Source organism: Paenibacillus thiaminolyticus (assembly GCF_007066085.1).
Taxonomy (GTDB): Bacteria; Bacillota; Bacilli; order Paenibacillales; family Paenibacillaceae; genus Paenibacillus_B; species Paenibacillus_B thiaminolyticus.
Genome location: NZ_CP041405.1, coordinates 1,396,590 through 1,419,784, shown reverse-complemented (window position 1 = coordinate 1,419,784; position 23,195 = coordinate 1,396,590). Strand labels below are relative to the sequence as shown.

The 23,195-nt window shown below is 56.4% G+C and carries 17 protein-coding genes; 13 read left to right on the top strand and 4 right to left on the bottom strand.

The genetic code is table 11. The annotated features are described in order from the left end of the window. Nucleotides 1-68: 68 nt before the first annotated feature. The 4 genes from FLT43_RS06390 to ric all read left to right on the top strand — a co-directional run bounded on the left by FLT43_RS06390 (nucleotide 69) and on the right by ric (nucleotide 2,978). Nucleotides 69-443, top strand: a complete 375-nt coding sequence (locus FLT43_RS06390; protein ID WP_087442497.1) for a winged helix-turn-helix transcriptional regulator — start codon at nucleotides 69-71, stop codon at nucleotides 441-443. Nucleotides 444-585: 142 nt separating this feature from the next. Further along, nucleotides 586-1,101, top strand: a complete 516-nt coding sequence (locus FLT43_RS06385; protein WP_087442498.1) for a cob(I)yrinic acid a,c-diamide adenosyltransferase — start codon at nucleotides 586-588, stop codon at nucleotides 1,099-1,101. Nucleotides 1,102-1,301: 200 nt separating this feature from the next. Further along, nucleotides 1,302-2,162, top strand: coding sequence for a DegV family protein (locus FLT43_RS06380; RefSeq protein ID WP_087442499.1), 861 nt, complete (start codon nucleotides 1,302-1,304; stop codon nucleotides 2,160-2,162). A gap of 129 nt (nucleotides 2,163-2,291) precedes the next feature. Beyond that, the gene (gene ric, locus FLT43_RS06375) at nucleotides 2,292-2,978 is read left to right on the top strand and encodes an iron-sulfur cluster repair di-iron protein (protein WP_087442500.1); all 687 of its coding nucleotides are present in this window, start codon (nucleotides 2,292-2,294) and stop codon (nucleotides 2,976-2,978) included. Between the two features lie 119 nt (nucleotides 2,979-3,097). Here the strand turns inward: ric and FLT43_RS06370 are convergent, their stop codons facing one another. Continuing rightward, a complete protein-coding gene (locus FLT43_RS06370) occupies nucleotides 3,098-4,630 on the bottom strand; it encodes a solute symporter family protein (protein WP_087442501.1) in 1,533 nt (510 codons plus the stop codon). Continuing rightward, on the bottom strand, nucleotides 4,627-4,941 hold the full coding sequence (locus tag FLT43_RS06365; protein ID WP_006675962.1) for a DUF485 domain-containing protein: 315 nt from the start codon (nucleotides 4,939-4,941) through the stop codon (nucleotides 4,627-4,629). The genes FLT43_RS06370 and FLT43_RS06365 overlap by 4 nt, the downstream gene beginning before the upstream one ends. Before the next feature lie 281 nt (nucleotides 4,942-5,222). Between FLT43_RS06365 and FLT43_RS06360 the strand changes: the two genes are divergently transcribed. From FLT43_RS06360 to FLT43_RS06340, 5 genes are all read left to right on the top strand, one after another. Then, a complete protein-coding gene (locus FLT43_RS06360; RefSeq protein ID WP_087442502.1) occupies nucleotides 5,223-5,933 on the top strand; it encodes a response regulator transcription factor in 711 nt (236 codons plus the stop codon). Further along, on the top strand, nucleotides 5,930-6,985 hold the full coding sequence (locus FLT43_RS06355) for a sensor histidine kinase (protein WP_087442669.1): 1,056 nt from the start codon (nucleotides 5,930-5,932) through the stop codon (nucleotides 6,983-6,985). Before FLT43_RS06360 ends, FLT43_RS06355 begins: the two co-directional genes overlap by 4 nt. A gap of 256 nt (nucleotides 6,986-7,241) precedes the next feature. Then, entirely contained in the window at nucleotides 7,242-8,021 is a 780-nt protein-coding gene (locus FLT43_RS06350; protein WP_087442503.1) for an ABC transporter ATP-binding protein, read from the top strand. Beyond that, on the top strand, nucleotides 7,993-9,930 hold the full coding sequence (locus FLT43_RS06345) for an ABC transporter permease (protein WP_087442504.1): 1,938 nt from the start codon (nucleotides 7,993-7,995) through the stop codon (nucleotides 9,928-9,930). Before FLT43_RS06350 ends, FLT43_RS06345 begins: the two co-directional genes overlap by 29 nt. Nucleotides 9,931-10,085: 155 nt before the next feature. Next, nucleotides 10,086-10,826, top strand: coding sequence for a hypothetical protein (locus FLT43_RS06340; protein ID WP_087442505.1), 741 nt, complete (start codon nucleotides 10,086-10,088; stop codon nucleotides 10,824-10,826). A 94-nt stretch (nucleotides 10,827-10,920) separates the two neighbouring features. Here FLT43_RS06340 and FLT43_RS06335 read toward each other — a convergent pair whose 3' ends face one another. Next, nucleotides 10,921-14,082, bottom strand: a complete 3,162-nt coding sequence (locus FLT43_RS06335) for an alpha-amylase family protein (protein ID WP_087442506.1) — start codon at nucleotides 14,080-14,082, stop codon at nucleotides 10,921-10,923. A gap of 622 nt (nucleotides 14,083-14,704) precedes the next feature. Here FLT43_RS06335 and nirB point away from each other — a divergent pair. The 3 genes from nirB to FLT43_RS06320 are packed head-to-tail and all read left to right on the top strand — an operon-like array spanning nucleotide 14,705 to nucleotide 18,339. After that, entirely contained in the window at nucleotides 14,705-17,128 is a 2,424-nt protein-coding gene (gene nirB, locus FLT43_RS06330; protein WP_087442507.1) for a nitrite reductase large subunit NirB, read from the top strand. A gap of 19 nt (nucleotides 17,129-17,147) precedes the next feature. Beyond that, nucleotides 17,148-17,507 (top strand): nitrite reductase small subunit NirD, encoded by a 360-nt coding sequence (gene nirD / locus FLT43_RS06325; protein WP_087442508.1) that lies wholly within the window; start codon nucleotides 17,148-17,150, stop codon nucleotides 17,505-17,507. Between the two features lie 49 nt (nucleotides 17,508-17,556). Beyond that, nucleotides 17,557-18,339, top strand: a complete 783-nt coding sequence (locus FLT43_RS06320) for a formate/nitrite transporter family protein (protein WP_087442509.1) — start codon at nucleotides 17,557-17,559, stop codon at nucleotides 18,337-18,339. 652 nt (nucleotides 18,340-18,991) lie between these two features. On the opposite strand, the gene FLT43_RS06315 is transcribed toward FLT43_RS06320, so the two are convergent. Beyond that, nucleotides 18,992-19,702, bottom strand: coding sequence for a Crp/Fnr family transcriptional regulator (locus tag FLT43_RS06315; RefSeq protein ID WP_087442511.1), 711 nt, complete (start codon nucleotides 19,700-19,702; stop codon nucleotides 18,992-18,994). A 484-nt stretch (nucleotides 19,703-20,186) separates the two neighbouring features. On the opposite strand from FLT43_RS06315, the gene adhE reads away from it, so the two are divergent. After that, nucleotides 20,187-22,781, top strand: coding sequence for a bifunctional acetaldehyde-CoA/alcohol dehydrogenase (gene adhE / locus FLT43_RS06310; protein ID WP_373994963.1), 2,595 nt, complete (start codon nucleotides 20,187-20,189; stop codon nucleotides 22,779-22,781). Nucleotides 22,782-23,195: the final 414 nt, after the last annotated feature.

The window sequence follows — 23,195 nt, the reverse complement described above, 5'->3', positions numbered from 1 at the left end:
CTTTTTGAAAACGCTATGGTAAAATAAACTTGCTTACATTTTGTAAGCTATGAAGGAGGGATGATGATATGGAATCCCATCATTTGGGGATGTGTCCCCGTTTTGAATCCGCGTTCTGTGTACTGGGGAAGCGCTGGAACGGGCTCCTCATTCAGGTCCTGCTCAGCGGACCGAAGCGGTTCAAAGATATTTCCGCGCTCATTCCTGCGATGAGCGACAAGATGCTAAGTGAGCGAATGAAAGATTTGGAGGCAGCGGGCATTGTCGTGCGCAACGTCTATCCGGAGACTCCGGTGCGCATTGAGTACGAGCTGACCGAGAAGGGGCTGGCGCTGCAGCCGGTCATGGAGGCCATTCAACATTGGGCGGAGACATGGGTGAGCGAGTCGGCAGACTGCGGAGAGCCGGATGAATCCGCTGCAACCGATTCGGGCGATTCCTGATCGGGTTGAAGCGGCAATGGTCGCCGCGTCCGGAAGATCGGGCGCTGCCGGAGGCGCGTTATCGCCATCAAGCCCAAGGCATCGTATTTCGCAATGAATGAAGCAACGACTAACGGTTTATCACGCATAAGGAGAATGATGATTGGGTATTTACACAAGGACGGGAGACGGCGGCAAGACGAGTGTCATTCGCGGGCGGGTCGACAAGGATCATGCGCGGGTGGAGGCTTACGGATCAGTTGACGAATTGAACACATTCATGAGCTCGGCCATTCGCCAGGCGGAGATCGACGGGGAAGCCGAGCTTGCGGCCGAATTGACAGGAATCCAGCAATATCTGTTCGATTGCGGCCATGATCTGGCCGTCGTCTCTCCGGAATTCCGGCCCTACCGGCTTGCCACGGAGGCGGTCGAACAGCTGGAACGGCGCATGGATGAGCATCCCCCGGCGCAGCCGCTTCAAGCCGGCTACCCGGACAATTCCCTGTCTGCCAGGCTGATGGTGTGCCGCGGCGTATGCCGGCGGGCGGAACGGCGGATCGTCACCTTGATGCGTGATGAGATCGCCTCGAAGGTCGTATTGCAATATATCAATCGGTTATCAACGTACTTATGGTGGCTTGCGGACCGCGTGAGCGGGAAGCAGGGCAAGCGTTAGGCTTGCGGGCGAATGCCCTCACCGGGCGGCACGGCGGGCACGGCTCCGAAGGAGTAATGCGCCCGCTTTTTTATGTTGGAGGGGGCGCGTACGGGACGGTGCCCCTTTTTACCGTTGTCAACCTTTCCTGCAGCCCTTATAATTAAGCGGAATGACAAGGGGTATTATAATTACATTTCACTATGAGACAGGAGACTGACATGACCATTCACATCATCACGGACGGAAGCTCGGACCTGACGCCGGAGCTGGTAGAGCAGTACGGCATTCACGTCGTTCCGCTGTACGTTCGCTTCGGGCAAGACGTATTGACATCCGATATGAATACGGATTCCTTCTATGAACGGATGCGGGAGGAGCATGAGCTGCCCAATACAGCGAGTCCTTCGCCTGCCGACTTTTATCATATGTACAGATCTCTCGGAACCGACAAAGACATTCTCGTCTTATCGCTGACCTCTCAGCTCAGCAGCACCTACAATCACGCGCTGATGGCCAAGACCATGTATGAGGAAGAAGGGCATCCGAACCGGATCGAGGTACTGGATACGAAGACGGCGTCGATGGGGCTTGGACTGCTGGCCGTGCGGGCGGCCCAATTGGCTCATGCGGGGGAAGAGCTGCAAGACTTGATGACGAAGATGGTTCATTTTATTAAGCATACACGAACTTATTTTACATTGGACACGCTGGAAAATGTCATCCGCGGCGGCCGGTTGAGCCGGATTAAGGGGACGGTCGCCTCGATGCTGAATATTAAGCTGCTGATGGAAGCAAGCGAAGAAGGCTCGATTGAAGTGCTGGAAAAAATCCGCGGCACTCAGAAGACGCTGCGGCGCCTGATCGACAAGGTGGGAGATGCGTGGCATCAGGTCGACAAGAACTGGATTGCGCTCGCTCATTCCAACTGCGAGGAGCGCGCCAAAGTGTTTCTCCACGATTTGATGGACAAGTATCCGTTCGATGAGGTGCTGTTCGTCAATATGGGGCCGGTCATCGGAACCTATGCCGGGGAAGGCGGCGTCCTCATTTCTTATCAGGAAGCGCCTGCACTGTCGTAGATTTGTCTATATTCCGGTGATCACAATCACTATCCTGTCCCTTGCCTGGGCGTATGATCGGGTTACAGCGCAAGCTTGGCGGCGATGCAGCCGCGATGCAGCGCTGGACGAGGAAGGGAGAGGTGTCACATGTTTACGGAAGAGATGACGGTACGCGATGCCGTGCTGCGTTATCCGGCGGCGAGCGATTTATTTAAACGGTTGAAGATTGATTTCTGCTGCGGGGGCAACCGGCCGATACGCGAAGCTGCAGCGGAACGGGGATATGCGGCAGAAGAGGTCATTCACGAGTTGAACCGGATGCGTGAAGCGGCTCCTGCGGCGGGAACGGGCGTAGACTGGCAGTTCATGTCATCCCGTTCGCTGATTGAATATATCGTGAATATGCATCACCGGTACTTGCGCGAGCAGCTTCCCGCAATCACGGCGAATGTGGCGCGGGTATATCACGTGCATGGCGGAGATCAACCCCATCTGGCCATGGTGCATGAGACGTTCTTGCGGCTGAAGGCCGAGCTGGAGGCTCATATCGCGAAGGAAGAAGATTCTCATTTCCCGCTCATCATCCGGTATGAAGACGATCCGGAAGGGACGGCGGCGGAAGCCCGGGCCGTCGTAGCGGAACTGGCGGAGGAGCATGACGGAGCCGGAGCGCTGCTCAAGCGGCTACGGGAGACGACATCGGATTTCACGCCGCCGGAAGGCGCTTGCACGACCTACCGCGTCGCCTATGCGCGGCTGGAGGAGCTGGAGTCGATGACCTTCGAGCATGTGCATTTGGAAAATAATGTGCTGTTCCCGAGAATTGCCGATTAACGGATATTAGACACAGTACACAGTACACAGGAAGCAGGACAACAGGACAGCAAGAGGGCAGCCCCCGCGCCAATCGATGACGCCGGGGGCTGCTTTGCGTGGAACGGCCGGGCTGCCGGTTACATATGAATGCCGGTGTTGGCTTTGACCAGCACCTCATCGAACTTCGCATCCGCGTCCTTGCTGCGGGACGACACGATCGTACCGATCCAGGCGCCGATGAAGCCGAGCGGGATCGAGATGATGCCCGGGTTCGTGAGCGTGATGAGCGGCTCTCCGATGAAGATCGCCTTGCCAGCCGGATCCCAGATGCTTGGGGAGACGGCAACGAGCGCAATCGCCGACAGCAGTCCGGTCAGCATGCCGCTGATCGCCCCCGCCGTATTGAAGCGGCGCCAGAAGATCGTGAACAGAATGACCGGAAGGTTCGCGCTGGCCGCGACGGCGAAGGCGAGGCCGACCAGGAAGGCGACATTCAGCTTCGAAGCGAGCAGCGCCAAGGCAATCGACAGCACGGATACGCCGATGGAGGCGAAGCGGGCGGCCTTCATCTGCTCGCGCTCATTGGCTTGGCCCTTGCGCAGGATATGGTTGTAGAAATCATGCGCGAAGGCGGAGGCGGCCGAGAGGACCAGGCCGGTGACGACGGCGAGAATGGTCGCGAACGCGACAGCCGAGATCAGGGCGAAGAAGAAATCGCCGCCGAGCGCTTGGGCCAGAAGCGGCGCGGCCATATTGCCGCCCTTGTCCGCCGCGAGAATTGCTTCGGTTCCGACGAAGGCGGCGGCGCCGAAGCCGAGGAAGATGGTCAGGATGTAGAACAGGCCGATTATCCAGGTGGCATAGACGACCGAGGACCGGGCGGTCGGGGCATCCTTCACCGTGAAGAAGCGGATCAGAATATGCGGCAGTCCGGCGGTTCCGAGCACCAGTCCGAGATTGAGCGAGAGCGTATCAAGCGAATTGGTATATTTATTGCCCGGATTCAAAAAAGCTTCTCCGAGCGGAGTCGCGGTCTTCATCTGCTCGAACATGCCGGTCAGACTGTAGTCGAATCTGGAGAAGACGAAGATGGAGAGCAGGAAGGTCCCGCCCATGAGCAGGATCGCTTTGATGATCTGTACCCATGAGGTGGCATGCATGCCGCCGAAGACGACATACAGCGTCATCAGGCAGCCGACGATAAGGACGGCCCATACATAATCGATGCCGAGCAGCAGCTTGATGAGCGCGCCGGCCCCGACGAGCTGGGCGATCATGTAGAAGGTGGAGATCGTCACCGTATTCAGCGCGGCGACGCCCCGGATTTTCATATTATTGAAGCGGGCGGCAATCATATCGGCCAAGGTGAACTTGCCCAGATTGCGCAAAGGCTCCGCGACAAGATACAGCACGACGAGATAGGCGACGAGGAAGCCGATCGAATAGAAGAAGCCGTCGAAGCCGACGAGAGCGATCGATCCGGCGATGCCGAGGAACGAAGCCGCGGACATATAATCCCCGGCGATGGCCAGCCCGTTCTGCCAGCCCTTCAGGCCGCCGCCGGCCGTGTAGAAATCGGATGCGCTGCGCGTCTTCTTCGCCGCAATATATGTAATGACCATGGTCAGCATTACGATGGCCACGAACAAAATGAACGCCGTTGTGCTCATTCGCGTTCCCCACTCCATTCCTGATTGATTTCGGCCACCAGTTTATCGAATTTGGCCGCTCTGCGGGCGTAGAGGACACATAGGACCCAAGTCATGATGAATTGGGCGAAGGCGAATACCCAGGCCCAGGAAATCGCGCCAACCGCGGGCCGGTTCAATATCGTGGTGTAGGAAGTCAGGATCGGCAGGGCGAAATAGAAGAGGAAAAAGAAAATTGTCAGCGGGATAATGAAGCGCTTCTTGCTCTGGATTAATGTATGAAACCGGGATGACTTGGCCATCTGGCCGTAATTCACGCGTTCATGCTTCATAGGACACGATACACCTCCGAACAATGGTTCAGACAGATTTCATTACCATTTCAGGATAGCGAGTCTATAACAGGAAAAGTAAACGCTTACACCCCTTTCGAAATAACGGTTCGTTCGTATGGCCGTGATGACTTTTTTCTATTATATAAGCCGTTCACCAGATCGTCAAACATTTTCCAGGATCAAGTAAAAAACGCGGCAGTTTGTCCGGCGGACGGTTTGTGATATGATGAAAAATATGCTATGCATCGGTATATAGACAGAGTCGGGGGATGATAACAATGTATCGGATTATGATCGTTGAAGATGATGACAAGATTGCTTCCATTCTGCAATCTTCGTTGGAAAAGTATGATTACAAAGTGACGCGGGCCACCGATTTCAAGGCGCTGAAAGAGGAACTGCTTGCGGTGAACCCGGATTTGATTTTGCTCGATATTCATTTGCCGGCCTATGACGGATTCTATTGGTGCCGGCAGTTCCGGATGGTGACCAATGCCCCGATAATTTTCGTCTCCGCGCGCACCGGAGAGATGGACCAGGTAATGGCGATCGAGAACGGGGGCGACGATTTCATCACGAAGCCGTTCCACCTTGATGTGCTGCTGGCGAAGGTCAAGGGCGTCCTGCGCCGGACCTACGGAGAGTATGCTTCCAGCAGCGGCGGCGAGGAGCTCGTCGTGCACGGCTTGAGCCTGCACCGCTCCCGGAATACGCTGGAATGGAAGGGGAGCCGCGTCGATCTGACGAAGAATGAGGCGCTCCTGCTCGCTGTGCTCATGGAGCGCGCCGGTTATATCGTCTCCCGGGAGACGCTGCTCGAGACGCTGTGGGATGATGTCGACTTCGTGGACGACAACACGCTCACCGTCAATGTAACCCGCGTGCGCAAAAAGCTGGAGGAGATTGGCATTCATAAAGCGATCGAGACGATGCGCGGACAGGGATACCGCTTGCAAGCCTCGTGGAAGGAAGACGGGGATTGGGCATGACCTTTTGGCGCTTTATGAAGGATCGGCTGCTCCTTGTGCTGGCCTGCTTCGCGGCTCTGTTCGTCGCCCTGCTCGTCGTATGGCTGGATCTCGGGATCGGGCAGCGCTATCTGTACAGCGGGAGCCTAACCTACGTATTCGTGCTGGGCGGGGCCGTCATCCTCGTGGGCTTAATCTATGACTATTCGCGGCAGCGGCGCTGGTTCCGCGAGATGAAGAATGCGGAGGAGAATCCGAGCAGCAATGATTTCACGCTCTGTCTCCAGCATCCGGAGACGCAGGAGCAGGAGCGGGTTCACGGCTTGATCAGCCGCCAGTACAGCGCCTATATGGACGAACTGCTGACGATGCAAAAGAACCGGGAGCAGCATCTTCATTTTACGAACCAATGGGTTCATCATATGAAGACCCCGGTGTCGGTACTGCATCTTATCTCGCAGCAGACGCCTCAGCCGCTGTCGCTGGAGGAGACGGAGCAGCTGCTGCGCAGCATCGCGGAAGAGACGGATCGGCTTGCGCGCGGCCTCGACATGATGCTGCATACGGCCCGCATGGAGAAGTTCGACCTTGATCTGCACGTGACGGGGCTGTCGCTGCAGCATGTCATCCGGCAGGTCATCAATCAGAATAAAAAAGCACTCATTCGTTATCAGATCTATCCGAAGGTTACGCCCGGCGACACGATAGTCGAGAGCGATGAGAAGTGGCTGGCTTTCATTCTGACCCAGCTGGTCACGAACGCGATCAAATATATGAAGGATAAGGAGGGGGCCAAGTCGCTCCAGTTCACGGTGCAGCAGACCGGCGGTGCCGTTCAGCTCCGGGTGCAGGATGAGGGGGTCGGCATCGAGCCGCATGATATCCCGCGCATCTTCGATGCCTTCTTCACCGGGGAGAATGGACGCCGGGAAGGAGATGCCACCGGGATGGGGCTCTATCTGGTGAAGCAGGTGTGCGGCAAGCTTGGTCATACGATAAGCGTCGAATCGGATCCGCATGTGGGCACGACCTTCACGCTTGGCTTCCATTCCGACGGCATCCACCGTATATAAGCCGGGGCGGGAGCTCCACCCGCCTCATTCCAATCACCGTGTATAACGCGTGCATGGCAGCCGGCTGCCGTACATGCGTTGTTTGCGTTGGCTGCGCGTCGGGTCCGGGTGGACGGCCAGTTGCCTAGGTGACAAGTTTGTAAGCCGGCGCAAGGCTATTCCATGTCGTACCTGCCCGAAAACGGTTATACTGAATAAAAGTAGTGAAGGAACGGATAAGTGTATTCGTCTGCGTGACTGGAAAGGGGCTGGGAATATGGAGGTTCTAAGAGCGGAGCAGTTATCGAAAGTATTCGGCACTAAAGGAAAAATGACGTACACGGCGCTCAAAGACATTCATTTGCATGTGGATGAGGGAGAATTCGTGGGCATTATGGGCCCATCGGGCAGCGGGAAGACGACGCTGCTCAATATTCTCGCGACGATAGATAAGCCGACTTCCGGCAAGCTATGGATTAACGGAACCGATCCGGCGAAGCTGAGCAATAAGAAGCTGGCGCATTTCCGCCGGCGGGAGCTCGGCTTCGTGTTTCAGGATTTCAATCTGCTGGATACGCTCAGCATTAAGGAGAATATCATTTTGCCGCTGGCGCTGGATCAAATCTCGGCGCGCGACATTGAGCAGCGGCTGGCCGATACGATTCGTTGGCTCGGCATCGAGCCGATTCTGGATAAGCGGACGTACGAGGTATCGGGGGGGCAGAAGCAGCGGACGGCCATTGCGCGTGCGGTGATTCATCAGCCATCTCTGCTATTGGCGGACGAACTGACCGGGAATCTCGATTCGAAGGCGGCGAAGGAAGTGATGAACGCCCTTCAAGATCTGAATGAGAACCAGAACCGCACCATTCTCATGGTGACGCATGATCCGTTCGCAGCGAGCTACTGCAAGCGGATTTTATTCATCAAGGACGGGCAAATCTTTTCCGAGCTGCGCCGCGGCTCGAACCGGCAGACATTCTTCCAGCACATATTAGACTCGCTCAGTCTGTTAGGGGGCCAATTCGATGACGTACCGACAGCTCGCTATCAATAATATTAAAGGAAGCTGGCATCGGTACGGCGCTTATTTTCTCAGCTGCGTCTTCGCCGTCATGATCTTTTTCGTGTACGCATCGATCATTTACCATCCGGAGGTGGCGGGCGGCAAGATACAGGAAAGCAACTATGTGCGCCAGCTGATGATTGTATGCGAAGTTCTCATCATGGTGTTCTCGTTTTTTTTCATCCTGTATTCGAGCTCCGCTTTTCTGAAATCCCGGCAAAAAGAGCTCGGCTTGTTGTCCTTGTTCGGTTCGACCAAAGGGCAGCTCCGCATGCTGGTTTTCTATGAAAACATGCTGATCTCCATCATGGCGATCGTTGTGGGCATCGGAAGCGGCATGGTGCTGCTGAAGCTGTTCCTGATGGCGATGTCCCGGCTGCTGCGGGTGGATGCGCCGCTGAGCTTCTATATCAGTCCGTCTGCGATCGGGCTGACATCCATCGGCTACCTGCTGCTGTTCGCCTTCATTACGCTTTTCTCACTGCGCCATGTGAGCCGGGTGGAGATTATCCATTTGATTCGGGCGGACAAGGAGCCGAAGTCGCCGCCCAAGTTCTCCTGGTTCCTTGTCCTGTTGTCGGTGCTTACGCTCGGCAGCGGATACGGTCTGGCTTATGTGACCGATCTGAAGCTGTTCATTCTGTCGGCGATGCCGATTATCGGGTTGACTGTGCTTGGCACGTATTTTTTGTTCACGCAGCTGAGTGTGGCGGTCATTCGGGCGCTGCAGAAGAACAAGCGGTTCTATTACCGTGGAACGAATCTCCTGAATGTCTCGCAAGCGGCCTTCAAAATGAGGGATAATGCCCGCGTGCTGTTCAACGTTTCGATTCTATGCGCCGTCGTGCTTACCGCCACCGCTACCGTATACGCCTTCGATCAAGGGATGAGAATCTCGGTCAGACTCAATAATCCGTTCGTCTTGACGATGTCCGCGGGGAAGGAGGATCGCCCGCCGGTAACGCCGGATCGCATTGAGCGGCTGGCGGAGCAAATGAAGCATAACGTCACCTTTTCCGACAAGGCCCGTGTCGTCGATGCGATGGTGAAGGGGTCCAGGCTGGAGCAATATGGGACATTGGTTGGCGAATCCGACTACAATCGGCTTGCCGGAGAGCTCGGGTATGATCCTGTCCGGATTGAGGAAGGCAAAGCGATTCTGGTCGATCAGCGGGATTTGCTGTTTTATGAGAATTTATCCCAGGACGTGGAAGGCGATCGTCTTTCTGTTCAGGTCGAAGGACAAGCGAAGCCGTTTCAGCTTCAGATACAGCAGTTGCATACGAAGCAGATCGTATTGACGAGGAGCGTCGGCTACCGATTGTTCGTCGTCCCCGATGCCTTGCTGGACCGGCTGTATCGGCAGGCGCCGGCGGATCAGGCGCAGACGTTGTATGTCATGAACTGGACTGACTGGGAGGATGCGATGCCGCTGATGGAACGGATCCGGGAGATGCGGGATCCGGCTTCGGAATTCGGTATGTACAGCCGGACCGAAGACTGGAACGATACCCGGCAGAATTCCTCGCTCGGACTGTTCATTGGCTTGTTCATCAGTCTGCTGTTCTTCATCGCGAGCGGCAGCGTCATCTACTTCAAGCTGTTCACGGAACTGCAGGAAGATCAGGCGCATTTCCGGGCACTCACCCGCATCGGCCTGTCGGTCACGGAGATACGCCGCGTCGTGACCTTCCAGGTGGGGCTCATTTTCTACGCTCCATGCATCGTCGGCAGCATCCATACGCTGTTCGCAATGAAGACCTTAACCAATCTGATGAATATCAATGTGATGGGTTACGGGGTTACCGTGGTCGGCCTGTTCGTTCTGATGCAGACTCTCTATTTTTTGATGGCGCGGCGCACTTATATGGGCAAGATTTTGGAAGAGGCTGTCGTCTAGCTTGACGCTAACTTCCATCCGTGTCGAATCATGGATAACCCCGTTGGTATTGTTACTGGATTGATACTTTTTCTCGCCATCTTTCATGCATAATAGATGCAGAGTGTCTCAAGTGAATGCGGTTAACTTGAAGGTGGGAAAGTGAGTGGACGGCAATGGGGAAACATCATGTCAGCTTCAGGAAGGGCAGCTGGCGCGGCTTTGAGCTGCTGCTGCTGGGCGTTCTCTTTTTGGTGTCTTCAGCATGCGCATCGAGCGTTTCCCACAGGGGAGAGCAGGAAGACGCGCAGCCTCCTGGGAAGGAAGTTATCGTCTCGATTGACGGAGGCACATTCGTTCCAACTTTGTCGGAGCGCATCGTTGTAAGCTATGAGCAATCCATGCAGCTCGTCGACGCGCTGAAGCAATCCGGAACCGTCAAAGTATCCGAAGACAAGTCCGCCATCGTCTCGGTTGGCGATGTGGCCCTCGATCCGAAGATGGAGTGGGGCCTGCTGCTGAACGGGAAGGAATTCGTGCTGCCGTTCGCCATGGATAAGAAGCTGAAGCCTGACGATGTCGTCGGCGTCTTCATCAAGAAGATGGAGGTCCGCACGAACCATGTGGCGGCTCCCAGCGTGACGCTTCGCATCGAGGGAGGCACGGTCGCGCCGAATATTACGAATTCCTATCTGGTCCGTTGGACGGAGGAATTAACGCTCCAGGAGCTGGTTCAGAACTTCGCGCAGATCAGTCTGGACGAGGACCATAAGCATGTCCTTCGCATCGGCGAGAAGGAACCGGACGTCAAGGCGGTCCTCTCCTTGAAGGTGAATGACAAGAAGCTGAATTATAATCAGGATGCCGAGCGCAAGCTGAAGCCTGATGACGAGATCGAAATCAACATTACACCATAAATAAGTGGGGTACAGACGGGACAAGCCCTTGCGACGCAATGAATGATTGCGCTGCAAGGGCTTGTTGCCGTTATCCGGAACTCGCCTGCTCCGCTTACTTGATGACTTCGATCTCGACCTCCCGCGGCCGGTAGACGGCGATCAACTCGCCCTGGCGATCGGCAGCGAACATGACGGTGCGTTCGCTGGCCAGCTTGAAAGCGTACGTTGTTCCGTTGTCAGGCTGGACGATGCGGACGATCTCATCCTGCCCTGATTCGGACACGAACAGATAGAGACGGCCCTGCGCGAAGGTGAGGCAGCGTCCGTAGATTCCCGGGCGGCTGCCGCCTTCTTCCCAGCGCAGATCAGGCTCGATGGATGCGGTCTGTATGGCATGCGCGTACAGCTCCGCGATGGCAGCCTGCCGATCGTTCCATTCGACCGGGAGGCCGACCCAGAGCAGCTTGCCGCTTCCGAACGGCTGCTCTAGGAGCGTGGACGGGCTGCCGTCGGCATTCGTTTCTTTGAATACCTGCTTAATCTTGCGGCCGCCGAACGAGAGCGGAATCTCCCGCCCTGCGAGGAGGAAGCGCTCCTCGCGCACGACGCTGCCGAGGCGCCGCGGACCGAGCAGGCTGTCCATCCGGGCGGTCGCTTGCCAATATTCGTTGCGGCCGAGCGGGCCGGTGATGAGCAAGGTCGCGCCGGAACGATCCACGAAGGCGAGCACACGATCGAGAGCTGCATCGGTCAAATGATGCGGAGACGGCACGATAATAAGCCGCGGGGGCATATCATCCAGCGCTTCCAGCTGGTATTCTCCCATCGCCCGGAACGGAACCTTCAACTCATAGGCCAGCACACGCGCCGCCGTTGACGTCGCTTCGGCCGCCATCCGCCGGTTCGACAGATCGTTCGCTTCCGGGTAGATGACGACGATCGGCTCCAGCTCCCGATCCCGGAAGAGCGGGGCTGCCGCCTGCATAAATGCGCCGAAGTCATAGGAGACATCGGCCTCCGGCTTCTCCGTGCCGTCCGCGCGCAGCGCGCCGATATTGGATTCATTCACATTGTTCATATAGAAATTCGTGTTCCAGATCCATTGCACCGCCCCGGCGCAGCCGGTCGCGAACGCATAGGCGTATTTCCGCTCCAAAATGTTGCGCAGCTGCTCCTCCGTCCGCAAGGCGAAGCCATCCGGCGTCATGCCGTACATGATGCCCGTCTCCTGGATGAGGTTCGGCTTGTACGGCGTCTTCGTGAACACGCCGTCCCAGATGAGCTGATCGTACAGCCACCATGAATGGTTCGATGTATAATCGACGGACGCTTCATAGAAGAACGGGCTTGGCCGCTGTGCCGCCAGCGCCTCATCCTGGCCGATGCATACGAGCTGCTCCGGCTGATGGAACGAAATCGTGTCGCGCATTGCATGCACCCACCGGTTGAGCATCTCCATCGTGAACAACGAATAATCCAGCCAGCGCGTCCCTTTTTTCTCCTTAATCATATCCTGGGCATCGAAGTTAATCTCCTGCGGCTCCGGCGGCATAATCGCGCGGAAGCCCGGCGCCTGCTCCGGCGTCATGCCCCAGCGCTCCTGCAGCAGCCGGATATCGCCGGCGTAGCGTTCCTTGAGCCATTCCCGGAAGGCCGCGATCTCATACTTATCCTTCGCGCTGCGCGGCCCGGCGAACACTCGCTTCGGATCGAACAGAGACGGCTCGTTGATCAGATCCCAATGGACGAACGAGGTGTGGCGGTGCCGCTCGACGACCGCTCCGATGAAGCGCTTCTGCGCCTCGATGCTGCGCGGATCGAGGTAAGGATTCGAACCTTCCCACAGCTCCGGCGCGAAGGAGAAGAAGTTGAAGCATACTTCGATGCCGTGCTTCTTCGCAGTCAGGAAGAAGGCGTCCAGGGCGCACAGCACATCCTCGGACGGATGCCCGTCCACATACATGATGTGGCGGTACGCGGTCCAGATGCCGGTGCGGATTAGATTGATTCCGGCCTTCTTCATCTGGGCCATATCACGATCCCATACCGCCGCGTTCGGAAGGAACACGAACTTGCGCGCCACATCGCTTGACATATACGTCATGCCGACGATAGGAACAGGAACGCCGTCGCGCTCGAAGTAATCCCGGCCCGCCTTCAGGAACGAGCCGCTCCGCAGCAGCGCTTCGTCGCGGCACCAGAAGCCCTGCCGCAGCAGGCGGACCTCGCCGGTGCCGCTCACAAGCCGGGCATGCACCCGGTACATGCCCGGAGCGAGCACGGTGTCCGGCGTCAGGATCAGCCGCTCCAGCTCCCGCCCGCAGCGGACGGAGAGCTCACTGCGCCACAGCACCTCGCCGTCGTCCGCCGTCAGCTCGACGCTTGCCTGCCAGACGACATCCGCTTCCGCGGCGTCGGCCACGCTTCGACGAGAAGCGGCCAGCGGGCCGCCGGCGCCGTAGCTGGCGCGTGCCGCGTGCAGCAGCTGCGTCTGCAGCGTCAGCTTCGGGCGCTCGCCCGGCTCATAACAGGCCCGGCCCGGCTTCAGCCACCAATCGCTGACGCCGTACGAGCAATAGCGGGCCCAGGCGAGGAGTGTCTCCGCTCCCGCCTGCTCGAGGAACTCTGCCGTCAGCGGCTGGTTCACGAACAGCCATCGGGTGCCGGCGAATTCGCCCTTCGTGTTTTCGAGCAGCACGACGGGCGCGCCCACCTCCCGGCCGTCACGATCCAGCGCCGTGACGAGCGGTATGATGTGGGCATCCATCGGGCCGGCGGAACCATGCTCGCCGGGACAGTCGTCGTGCCGGGTCACCCAGAGCACGAAGCTGCAGGTTGGCGAAGCCGGCCATAGCGGTGCCGCCTGCTCGAACAAGGGGCGCTCCACGTTGGCGGCGAAGCGCTCGAACCGGTCCGCCTGCACCGGCATGCACTCGTGGATGCGAAGACGCTGGTGATAGGCTGTCTGCTCCGGCTCCGCCGTCCAGCCGCTGCCGTCGCGGTAGACGGGAATGCGGAAGGGGGAGCCGCCCGCGCTGAGCAGATGTCCGCCCCGTTCGAGGAACGCGGCGATGGACGTCCACGCGCTCTTCGGGAAGTACGGGGCGTGCAGGTTGATAAATACGCCGTCCTGCTGCGCGTCAAGTGCTTCGGCGAGACGCTCCGCTTGCACGATATTCCATTCGGAGGCGAGACGATCCCGCATGCCGGAAGGGAGTGCGTTGCTGGCGGACGGGAAGCTTGGATCATATAGACATACATAAGAAGTCTTCATTATCGTATCTCCTTTAAATAAATGCGCGTTCAAAAGGCCGCAGCGGGCATTTCGAACAACCTTTTAATTTGAAATTCTTGAGTTGATGCTGTTCCCATTATAGGGGAAGCCGGGAGGGCTGTCTTTATAGGAAATTCCCGTTCGCGATTGGAGAGGAGGCGCAAAAAGCGGTACGGGGCTTGCGGCGCGGGGAATGGGGAGAGAAGCAAGTACAGCAGCAAGTGTAGTGGTGAGTGCAGTCGCGAGTACAGTATAACGGCAGAAATGCAGTGGAAAGTGCAGGGGTAAGTAGGATGAGGGCAGTGAAATTACGGTGGTAAGTAGCAGTAAAGTAAGTACAGTGTAAGTACAGTGTAAGTGAAGTGTAAGTGAAGTGTAAGTGAAGTGTAAGTGCAGTGTAAGTGCAGTGAAAATTCGGTGGCAATGGCAACGGGAAAGGCCCCCGGAGCACATATGGAGCGGCCACAGTCAAATGTGAACAAACGAGAGGAAAACCGCCACATTTGGTGTGCGTGTAATCACTCGATGCCCTTCCAGCCTGAGGTATGATCCAGGTAGAAAAGTATGTGAAAAAAGTAACAATATATGAATGGATTTCGGATTGTGACAAGGAGGGACCATCATGGAACGAAAATGGCGGCTGGCCGTCGTAGGCAACGGCATGGCAGGCATCAATACGGTGGAGCAGTTGTTGAAGCTGACCGATCGTTGTGACATTACGGTGATTGGGGAGGAACCACATCCCAACTACAACCGGATTCTGCTGTCTTACGTGCTGGAGGGCAGCAAGAAGCTGGATGATATCGTATTGAATCCATATTGGTGGTATGACGAGGCCGGCATTACACTGCTGGCGGGCGAGAAGGGGGAGCGGATCGACACGGAACGCCGCGTCGTCCTGACCGATAAGGGCCGCGAGGTGCCGTATGATCGGGTCATCATCGCGACCGGATCGACGCCGTTCCGGCTGCCTGTCCCCGGCGCGGACAAGGAGGGCGTCGTCGGCTTCCGCAGCATCGAGGATTGCGATCGCATGATTGCCGCAGCGGGAACGTATAAGACGGCAGCCGTCATCGGCGGCGGCTTGCTCGGCCTGGAAGCGGCGAAGGGGCTGGTTCAGCTGGGCATGGACGTGACGGTGGTCCATCTGCCTGAATATGTGATGGAGCGCCAGCTCGATATGACCGCGGCGCGCCTGCTTGAGCAGGAACTGGAACGCCAAGGCATCCGGTTCGCGCTCGGCAAGCAGACGGTGGAGATTACGGGCGGCGAGCGCGTCGAAGGCCTGCGCTTCAGCGACGGGACGGAATTGAAGGCGGAGTTCGTCGTCATGGCGGTCGGCATTTGCCCGAATATCGGCATCGGCCAGGCGAGCGGCCTCGACGTGAACCGGGGCATCGTGGTGGACGACTGCCTGCGGACTTCCGCCGAAGACGTATATGCCGTCGGAGAGTGCACGGAGCATCGCGGCGTCTGCTACGGGCTCGTCGCTCCGCTGTTCGAGCAGGGGGCGGTGCTGGCGAAGACGCTCGCCGGCGTGGAGACGAAGCCGTATGAAGGCTCGGTCTGCTCGACCAAGCTCAAGGTGTCCGGCGTTGATGTCTTCTCGACAGGCATTTTCCTGGAGACGCCGGAATGCACTACCCTGACCTTCCATGACGGGTGGAAGCGCACATACCGGAAAATCGTGCTCCGGGATAATATCATCGTCGGCGCCGTGCTGTTCGGCGATACGGATGATGGCGCCAAGCTGGAACGCCTCGTGAAGCAGGGGGCGGCGATGACCGACGAGCTGTACCAGGAATTGACGGGTACGGGAGGCTGCTGCGGCTCGAAAGCGAATGCGGCCGCCGAATTGGCGGATGACGATATCGTCTGCGGGTGCAATGGCGTGACCAAAAAGATGATTATGGACGCCATCGCAGACAACGGCCTGACGACGCTGGAGGAAGTCAAGGCCTGCACCGGCGCATCGCGCTCCTGCGGCGGCTGCAAGCCGCTGGTGGAGCAGCTGCTCCAGCATGCTCTCGGCGACGGCTTCGAGGCAGGCGCCGTCAAGCAAGGCATCTGCGGCTGCACCGAGCACTCGCGCGACGAGATCGTCGCGGCGATTCGGGAGCAAGGGCTCCATACGGTTCACGAAGTGATGGCGGCGCTCGAATGGAAGCAGCCGGAGGGCTGCTCAAAATGCCGTCCCGCGCTGAACTACTATCTCGGTATGATGTGGCCGGAAAGCTACCGGGACGAGAAATCGTCGCGCTTCGTGAACGAGCGGATGAACGCCAATATTCAGAAGGACGGCACCTACACAGTCGTGCCGCGCATGTACGGCGGCATGACCTCGCCGGAAGAATTGAAAAAAATTGCGGATGTGTCGCTTCAGTATAATGTGGAACTCGTCAAAATGACGGGGGGACAGCGGATCGATCTGATCGGCGTGAAAAAAGAAGATGTGCCGAAAGTGTGGGAGGCACTCGATATGCCGTCGGGCTATGCCTATGCCAAATCGCTGCGCACGGTCAAAACCTGCGTAGGCTCCCGATACTGCCGCTTCGGTACGCAGGATTCGCTGGCCATGGGTGCGCTGCTGGAGCGCAAGTTCGAACGGATCGACTATCCGGCCAAGTTCAAAATGGCGGTGAACGGCTGCCCTCGTAACTGCGCCGAATCCTGCACGAAGGATATCGGCATCGTCGGCAATGACGGCGGCTGGGAGATCTATATCGGCGGCAACGGCGGCATTAAGCCGCGGCTGGCGGATCTGCTGTGCAAGGTCAAGACGGATGAGGAGCTTGTGGAGACGACGGCGGCTGCCATTCAATATTACCGCGAGACGGCCAACTACTTGGAGCGGACTTCGGAATGGGTTGAGCGAATCGGGCTGGACGCAATCCGGCGAACGGTCGTGGAAGACAGCGAGGAGCGCAAGCGGCTCGTTGAACGGATCAACATCGCTCTGGCCCAGGCGGAAGACCCATGGAAGCAAGTATTGGAGCAGCCGGATTTGCGGAGCAAGCTGTTCGAAGCCGTTAGTTTGGAGCAATAGCGGAGAGGAGGAGACGAGCATGGCCAAATCAGTGGACGGAGCGTTTGTGGCCGTAGGAGAGATGGATCAGTTTTTGCCGCGAGTGGGTCGCGTCGTGCGGATGAATGGAGCAGCGGTTGCAGTCTTCCGGACGGAAGGCGGCTGGTATGCGCTGGAGGATCGGAGCCCGCATCCGAAGGGCGGCCCGCTCAGCGAAGGAATCGTATCCGGACATTACTTATATGATCCGCTGTATGATTGGAAGATCGATCTTCGCGATGGCCGCGTCCAGGAGCCGGACACCGGGCAGGTAAAGACCTATCCAATCAAGGCGCAGGACGGCATCGTGAAGATTGCGGCAGGCGGGGCAGGCCGGGACGGAAGCGCGGACAACATGTAACAGGCAAAAGATCCATTAGCGGGATAGAGAAGAGAGGGGTTGAGATGCGATGTTCAAGGGATCCCTGGAAGCCGTCAATGAAGCGGTAGAAGCGAAGAAGAAGCTGATGCAGTCGGGGCTGCTGCGTTATATCGTGTCGGCGATGCTGGCAGGCGCCTATGTCGGCTTCGGCATTATGCTTATTTTTACGGTCGGCGGAAGCTTCAAGGCGGCAGGTTCTCCTGCCGTGCCGCTGGTGATGGGCATGTCCTTCGGGATTGCCCTGACCCTGGTCATATTTGCCGGCTCCGAGTTGTTCACGGGGAACAATATGCTGTTCACCGTCAGTTCCTTGTCGGGAAGGACGCCTTGGCGGACGACGTGGGCGAACTGGGGCATCGTCTTTCTCGGCAATCTGCTCGGTGCGGTTCTGTTCAGTCTGCTCATTCGAGGATCGGGCGTGTTCGGCGCCGCACCGGCCGATCATCTGCTGTTCACGGCAGCGGCTGCGAAGATGAAGCTGCCGATCGATCAGCTCTTCTTCCGCGGCATTCTGTGCAACTGGCTCGTCTGTCTGGCGATCTGGACGGCGATGCGCGCCAAGGAAGAGATCGCCAAGCTGGTATTGATATGGTGGATGCTGTATGCCTTCATCGCCACTGGATTTGAACACAGCGTAGCCAATATGTCGCTGCTGACGACGGCCTTGCTGCTGCCGCAGCATCCGGAGACGGTGACGATCGCGGGGTGGCTGCATAACATGATTCCCGTGACGCTGGGCAATATCGTTGGCGGCGCCATTTTCGTAGGCATGGCTTATTGGTTCATCAGCCCGGTGCGACAACGGCAATAACGGCACATGAGCGTGGCGCATTTCTGCAGATTGTGAGTCCATTCACATTGAATCAAGAGCACATTTATGAAAATCCATGTAATCAATAGAGCCTGAAGCAGAGCCTGAAGCGGGAGCAATCCTCCAGCTTTGGGCTTTTTTACATACGGAATCCGATGGCCCTGAGTTGAGGGTGTTGTTTTGCCTTCAAGACTCCTTTTCTATTGGATGTGCTCTTAAATACTGCAAAACTGCAGCATTCGGATACTTGCTACTAACCCGGACTGAAATTCCTGCAAGAAGTACATCAATTATCATGGTCCCGCTCTAAAAGATGATGAAATTAGCGAAAATGATGCGTTAGCGCAGGAATTGTAACCGTTATAAGCTAAATCGGCGAAAATTGATGTACAAATGCAGGATTTGGGTACAACTGGGCAAATGCGGAAGTGTGGATATAGCCAAGTGCGGAATGCAACTGGCAAATGCAGGTATACTGGACAAGTGGGGGATTGCAACTGGCAAATGCAAGTCTGCTGGGCAAGTGCAGATAACACTGGCCAAGCGCGGAATGCAACTGGCCAAGGCAGACATGCAAAAAAGCCAGCGGCATCAAGCTGCTGGCTTCGATATGCGATTGGATGGGGAAGGAAGGGCCGTCGTAATCGGTTAACTAGATGCGGCAGATCTCCTTCGGACACATTTCACACCGGCAGACGTCCCGCAGATGATCGAGCTCGCGGATGACAATCATGCCGCTCTCGTATTCGAGCACGCCCTTCTTGCGGAGATCGCTCAGCATTCGGTTGACGCTCTCGCGGGTAGCGCCGATCATGTTCGACAAATCGGTGTGCGTAATCTTCTTGTTGATGAGCACGCCGCCGTCGTCCAGCTCCTCTCCGTACGTGTTGGACAGGCGGATCAATGTCGAGCACAGCGCGCCCGGCTTGCCATACATCATTAGATCGCGGAACTTCGTCTGCGTCAGACGATGATGGATCCCCATCCATTTCATGAAGTCGATCGAAAAATCGCAGTATTGGCAGATTAAAATCTCAATATCCTTTTGATCGATCATGCCCAGCTCGGCTTCCTCGATCACTTCCGCCGTGAAGCTATGCTTCGTGCTGTTGAACGGGTCGACCTGCCCGATCATGTCTCCGGCTTGATACATATAGAGAATCAATTCCTTGCCTTCATCCGTAGATTTCGTTATTTTGACGCGGCCGCTCTTGAGAATGAAGAGCTTATCGGATACGTCGCCTTCCCAAAATAGATGCGAGTTCTCGGGGTAGGTCCGATCCTTCGCAATCTCCAACAGCCGCTGTCGGTTCTGCTCCGAGAAACACGATAAGTTGCAGTGTTCGCCGAGTTGTTCCATCATGTTGGCCACTCCATTCGCCTCCAATTGTCTATTTCTAAATGTTATTTATTGGGTTTTATGATATATCATGTGACATGTTTCACTAAATCCTTTGATACTACTATCATGTACGTTCCAGCGAGTCTTGTCAATTTAGAAATGTTTAAATTTTTTACAAATTAGCGACAGATTGTGACGAGCATCACAAAGTCTGGTCAGGCTGTAAAAGATAGACGGAAATCAGGGTATAAAATATGCACGGAAATCAGGGTATAAAATATAGACGGAAAAAAGAATCAATATGTGATGCAGATCACATACAGTTCATCCGCAAATAAGCTACACTTGGATTGTGAAAAGATTCACAAATAAAAACCGAGGAACATCGGATGATATCCGCAGCATCATAAATAGAAATAATACCGGCAAAGAAGCGGAACCCCGGGTTGACTTGGTCTACGGAGCGGAGGCGGAGAAGATGGCAGCACAACCGAAAGCAACAGCAATGGAAAAGAAGAATGTTCCGAACGCAGCAGAACATATTGATCAATTGGTGGCACGCGCCAAGAAGGCTCAAGCCGCATTTATGGACATGACGCAGGAACAGATTGACACGATTGTGCAGCAAATGGCGTTAGCCGGTCTCGACAAGCATATGCACTTGGCGAAAATGGCGGTCGAAGAGACAGGCCGCGGCGTATATGAAGACAAAATCACGAAAAATATTTTTGCCACGGAGTACATCTTCAACTCGATTAAATACGAGAAAACCGTCGGCGTCATCGAGGACAATCCGAATGGCGCATATATGAAAATTGCGGAGCCGGTCGGTATCGTAATGGGGATTACCCCGGTGACGAACCCGACATCCACGACGATGTTTAAGGCGCTCATTTCCATTAAGACACGCAACCCGATTATTTTCGGATTCCATCCGTCGGCGCAGAAATGCAGTGCGGAAGCAGCGCGCATTTTGCATGACGCAGCGGTCAAATACGGCGCACCTGAGAACTGTATCCAATGGATTGAGTATCCGTCCATGGACGCGACCAATGCACTGATGAATCATCCGGACGTAGCGCTCATCCTCGCGACAGGCGGTGCGGGCATGGTCCGGGCGGCGTACGGCTGCGGGAAGCCGGCGCTCGGCGTAGGTCCGGGCAACGTGCCTTGCTTCATTGACAAGACGGCGGAACTGGAGCAGGCAGTTACCGACTTGATTCTGTCCAAAACATTCGACAACGGTATGATCTGCGCATCCGAGCAGGCGGTCATTATCGAAGAACCGGTCTTCGCCGAAGTGAAAAAGCTGATGCAGGCCAAAGGCTGCCGCTTCCTGACGAAAGAAGAGATCGGCAAGCTGCAGGGCATGGCGATGAAGCCAGAATCCTGCGCCGTCAATCCGGCTATTGTCGGCCAGTCGGCGAAGCAGATTGCCGAGATGGCAGGGATTTCGGTGCCGGACGATACGAAGATACTCGTAGCCGAGCTGGACGGCGTCGGTCCGAAGTTCCCGCTGTCTGCCGAGAAGCTGAGCCCTGTGCTCGCCTGCTATAAAGTGAAGAATGTGCAGGAAGGTATTGACCGGGCAGCCGAGATCGTCACTTTTGGCGGCATGGGTCACTCCTCCGTCATTCATTCCCACGACGATGACGTGATTAACCGCTTCGCTGACCGTCTGCAGACCGGACGGATTCTCGTCAACTCGCCGTCGACACACGGCGCTATCGGGGATATTTACAACACGAATATCCCTTCGTTGACCTTGGGCTGCGGCTCCTATGGACGCAACTCGACGTCTTCCAACGTAACGGCCGTCAATCTGCTCAATATTAAACGGGTGGCGAAGCGAACTGTGAATATGCAATGGTTTAAAGTGCCGAACAAGATTTATTTTGAAAAGGGTGCAACGCAATATTTGGCCAAAATGCCGGACATTCACCGGGTGATGATCGTCACCGACGCCATGATGGTGAAGCTCGGGTACGTCGAGAAGCTGGAATACTATCTGCGCCAGCGCCGCACGCCGGTTGCGATCGAAGTCTTCTCCGATGTCGAGCCGGATCCGTCCACGAAGACGGTAGAGCGCGGGGCGGAAATGATGCGGAGCTTCGAGCCCGACTGCATTATCGCCTTGGGCGGCGGCTCGCCGATGGACGCGGCGAAGGGCATGTGGCTGTTCTACGAATATCCGGATACTGACTTCGATAATCTGAAGCAGAAGTTCTTGGATATCCGCAAGCGCACATTCAAATACCCGCGCCTGGGCCAAAAGGCCAAATTCGTCGCCATTCCGACAACGTCCGGTACCGGATCCGAGGTTACCTCGTTCGCGGTCATCACGGACAAAGAGAAGGGCAACACGAAATATCCGCTGGCAGACTATGAGCTGACGCCAGACGTGGCCATCATCGACCCTGAATTCGTCTACAGCTTGCCGAAGACGGCCGTGGCCGACACCGGTATGGACGTATTGACGCATGCGATTGAAGCTTACGTCTCCGTCATGGCTAGCGATTATACGGACGGTCTGGCGATTAAAGCCATCCAACTCGTCTTCGAGAACCTGGTGAAGTCTTACCGGGAAGCATGCCCGAAAGCGCGTGAAAAAATGCATAACGCTTCGACCTTGGCGGGAATGGCGTTCGCGAATGCGTTCCTCGGCATCAACCACAGCTTGGCGCATAAGTGGGGGGCGCAGTACCATACGGCGCACGGCCGCACGAATGCGATTTTGATGCCGCATGTCATCCGCTACAACGCGAAGAAGCCGACGAAGTTCGCTTCCTTCCCAAAATATGACCATTTCGTCGCAGATGTGCGCTATGCCGAGATCGCCCGCATTCTCGGATTGCCGGCCCGCACGACGGAGGAGGGCGTGAAGAGCCTTATCGAGGCCATCCGCGGCCTGAACCGCGAGCTGGGCATTCCCGAGTCGTTCCAGGAGCTGGGCTTCGATGCCAAGGATTTCGAATCCCGCGTCGACTATCTGGCCGATCGCGCCTTCGAAGACCAATGCACAACCGCCAATCCGAAGCTGCCGCTCGTAACCGAGCTGGCGGAAGTATACCGCGACGCTTTCTATGGCCGCTTCGAATAAGAAAAACAGTGCATCACTAGCACATGACTAGCCACCACTAGCGTATGAACAGGCAGCGGAGAGCAATAGCTCTTCGCTGCTTTTCGCGTGTGAGGGCAAGCGCTGCAGAAATAATCGTGCTTTTATCTATTTTATGTGATTATTTTCACAAAAAGTTGCTTCTTTGTGATGTACATCACACCGAAACTACGTGAAAGGAGGTACAATTAAAATGCGGCAAGGATAGAGGCTGCAGTGCAGCGGCGACGCTGCGTAAGCCACTCAGGCAGGAAAAAAGCGGGCGGTTATCGAACGAAGAAGGCAGAAGGTAACAGCCGCGTACCCTTAAATGTGAAATTCATCACAACAAAGTAAGGTTAAGGTATAGAGAGAACCGTGTCGGGTGGCGCCTTCGTTGTCAGCACATACGAAAAG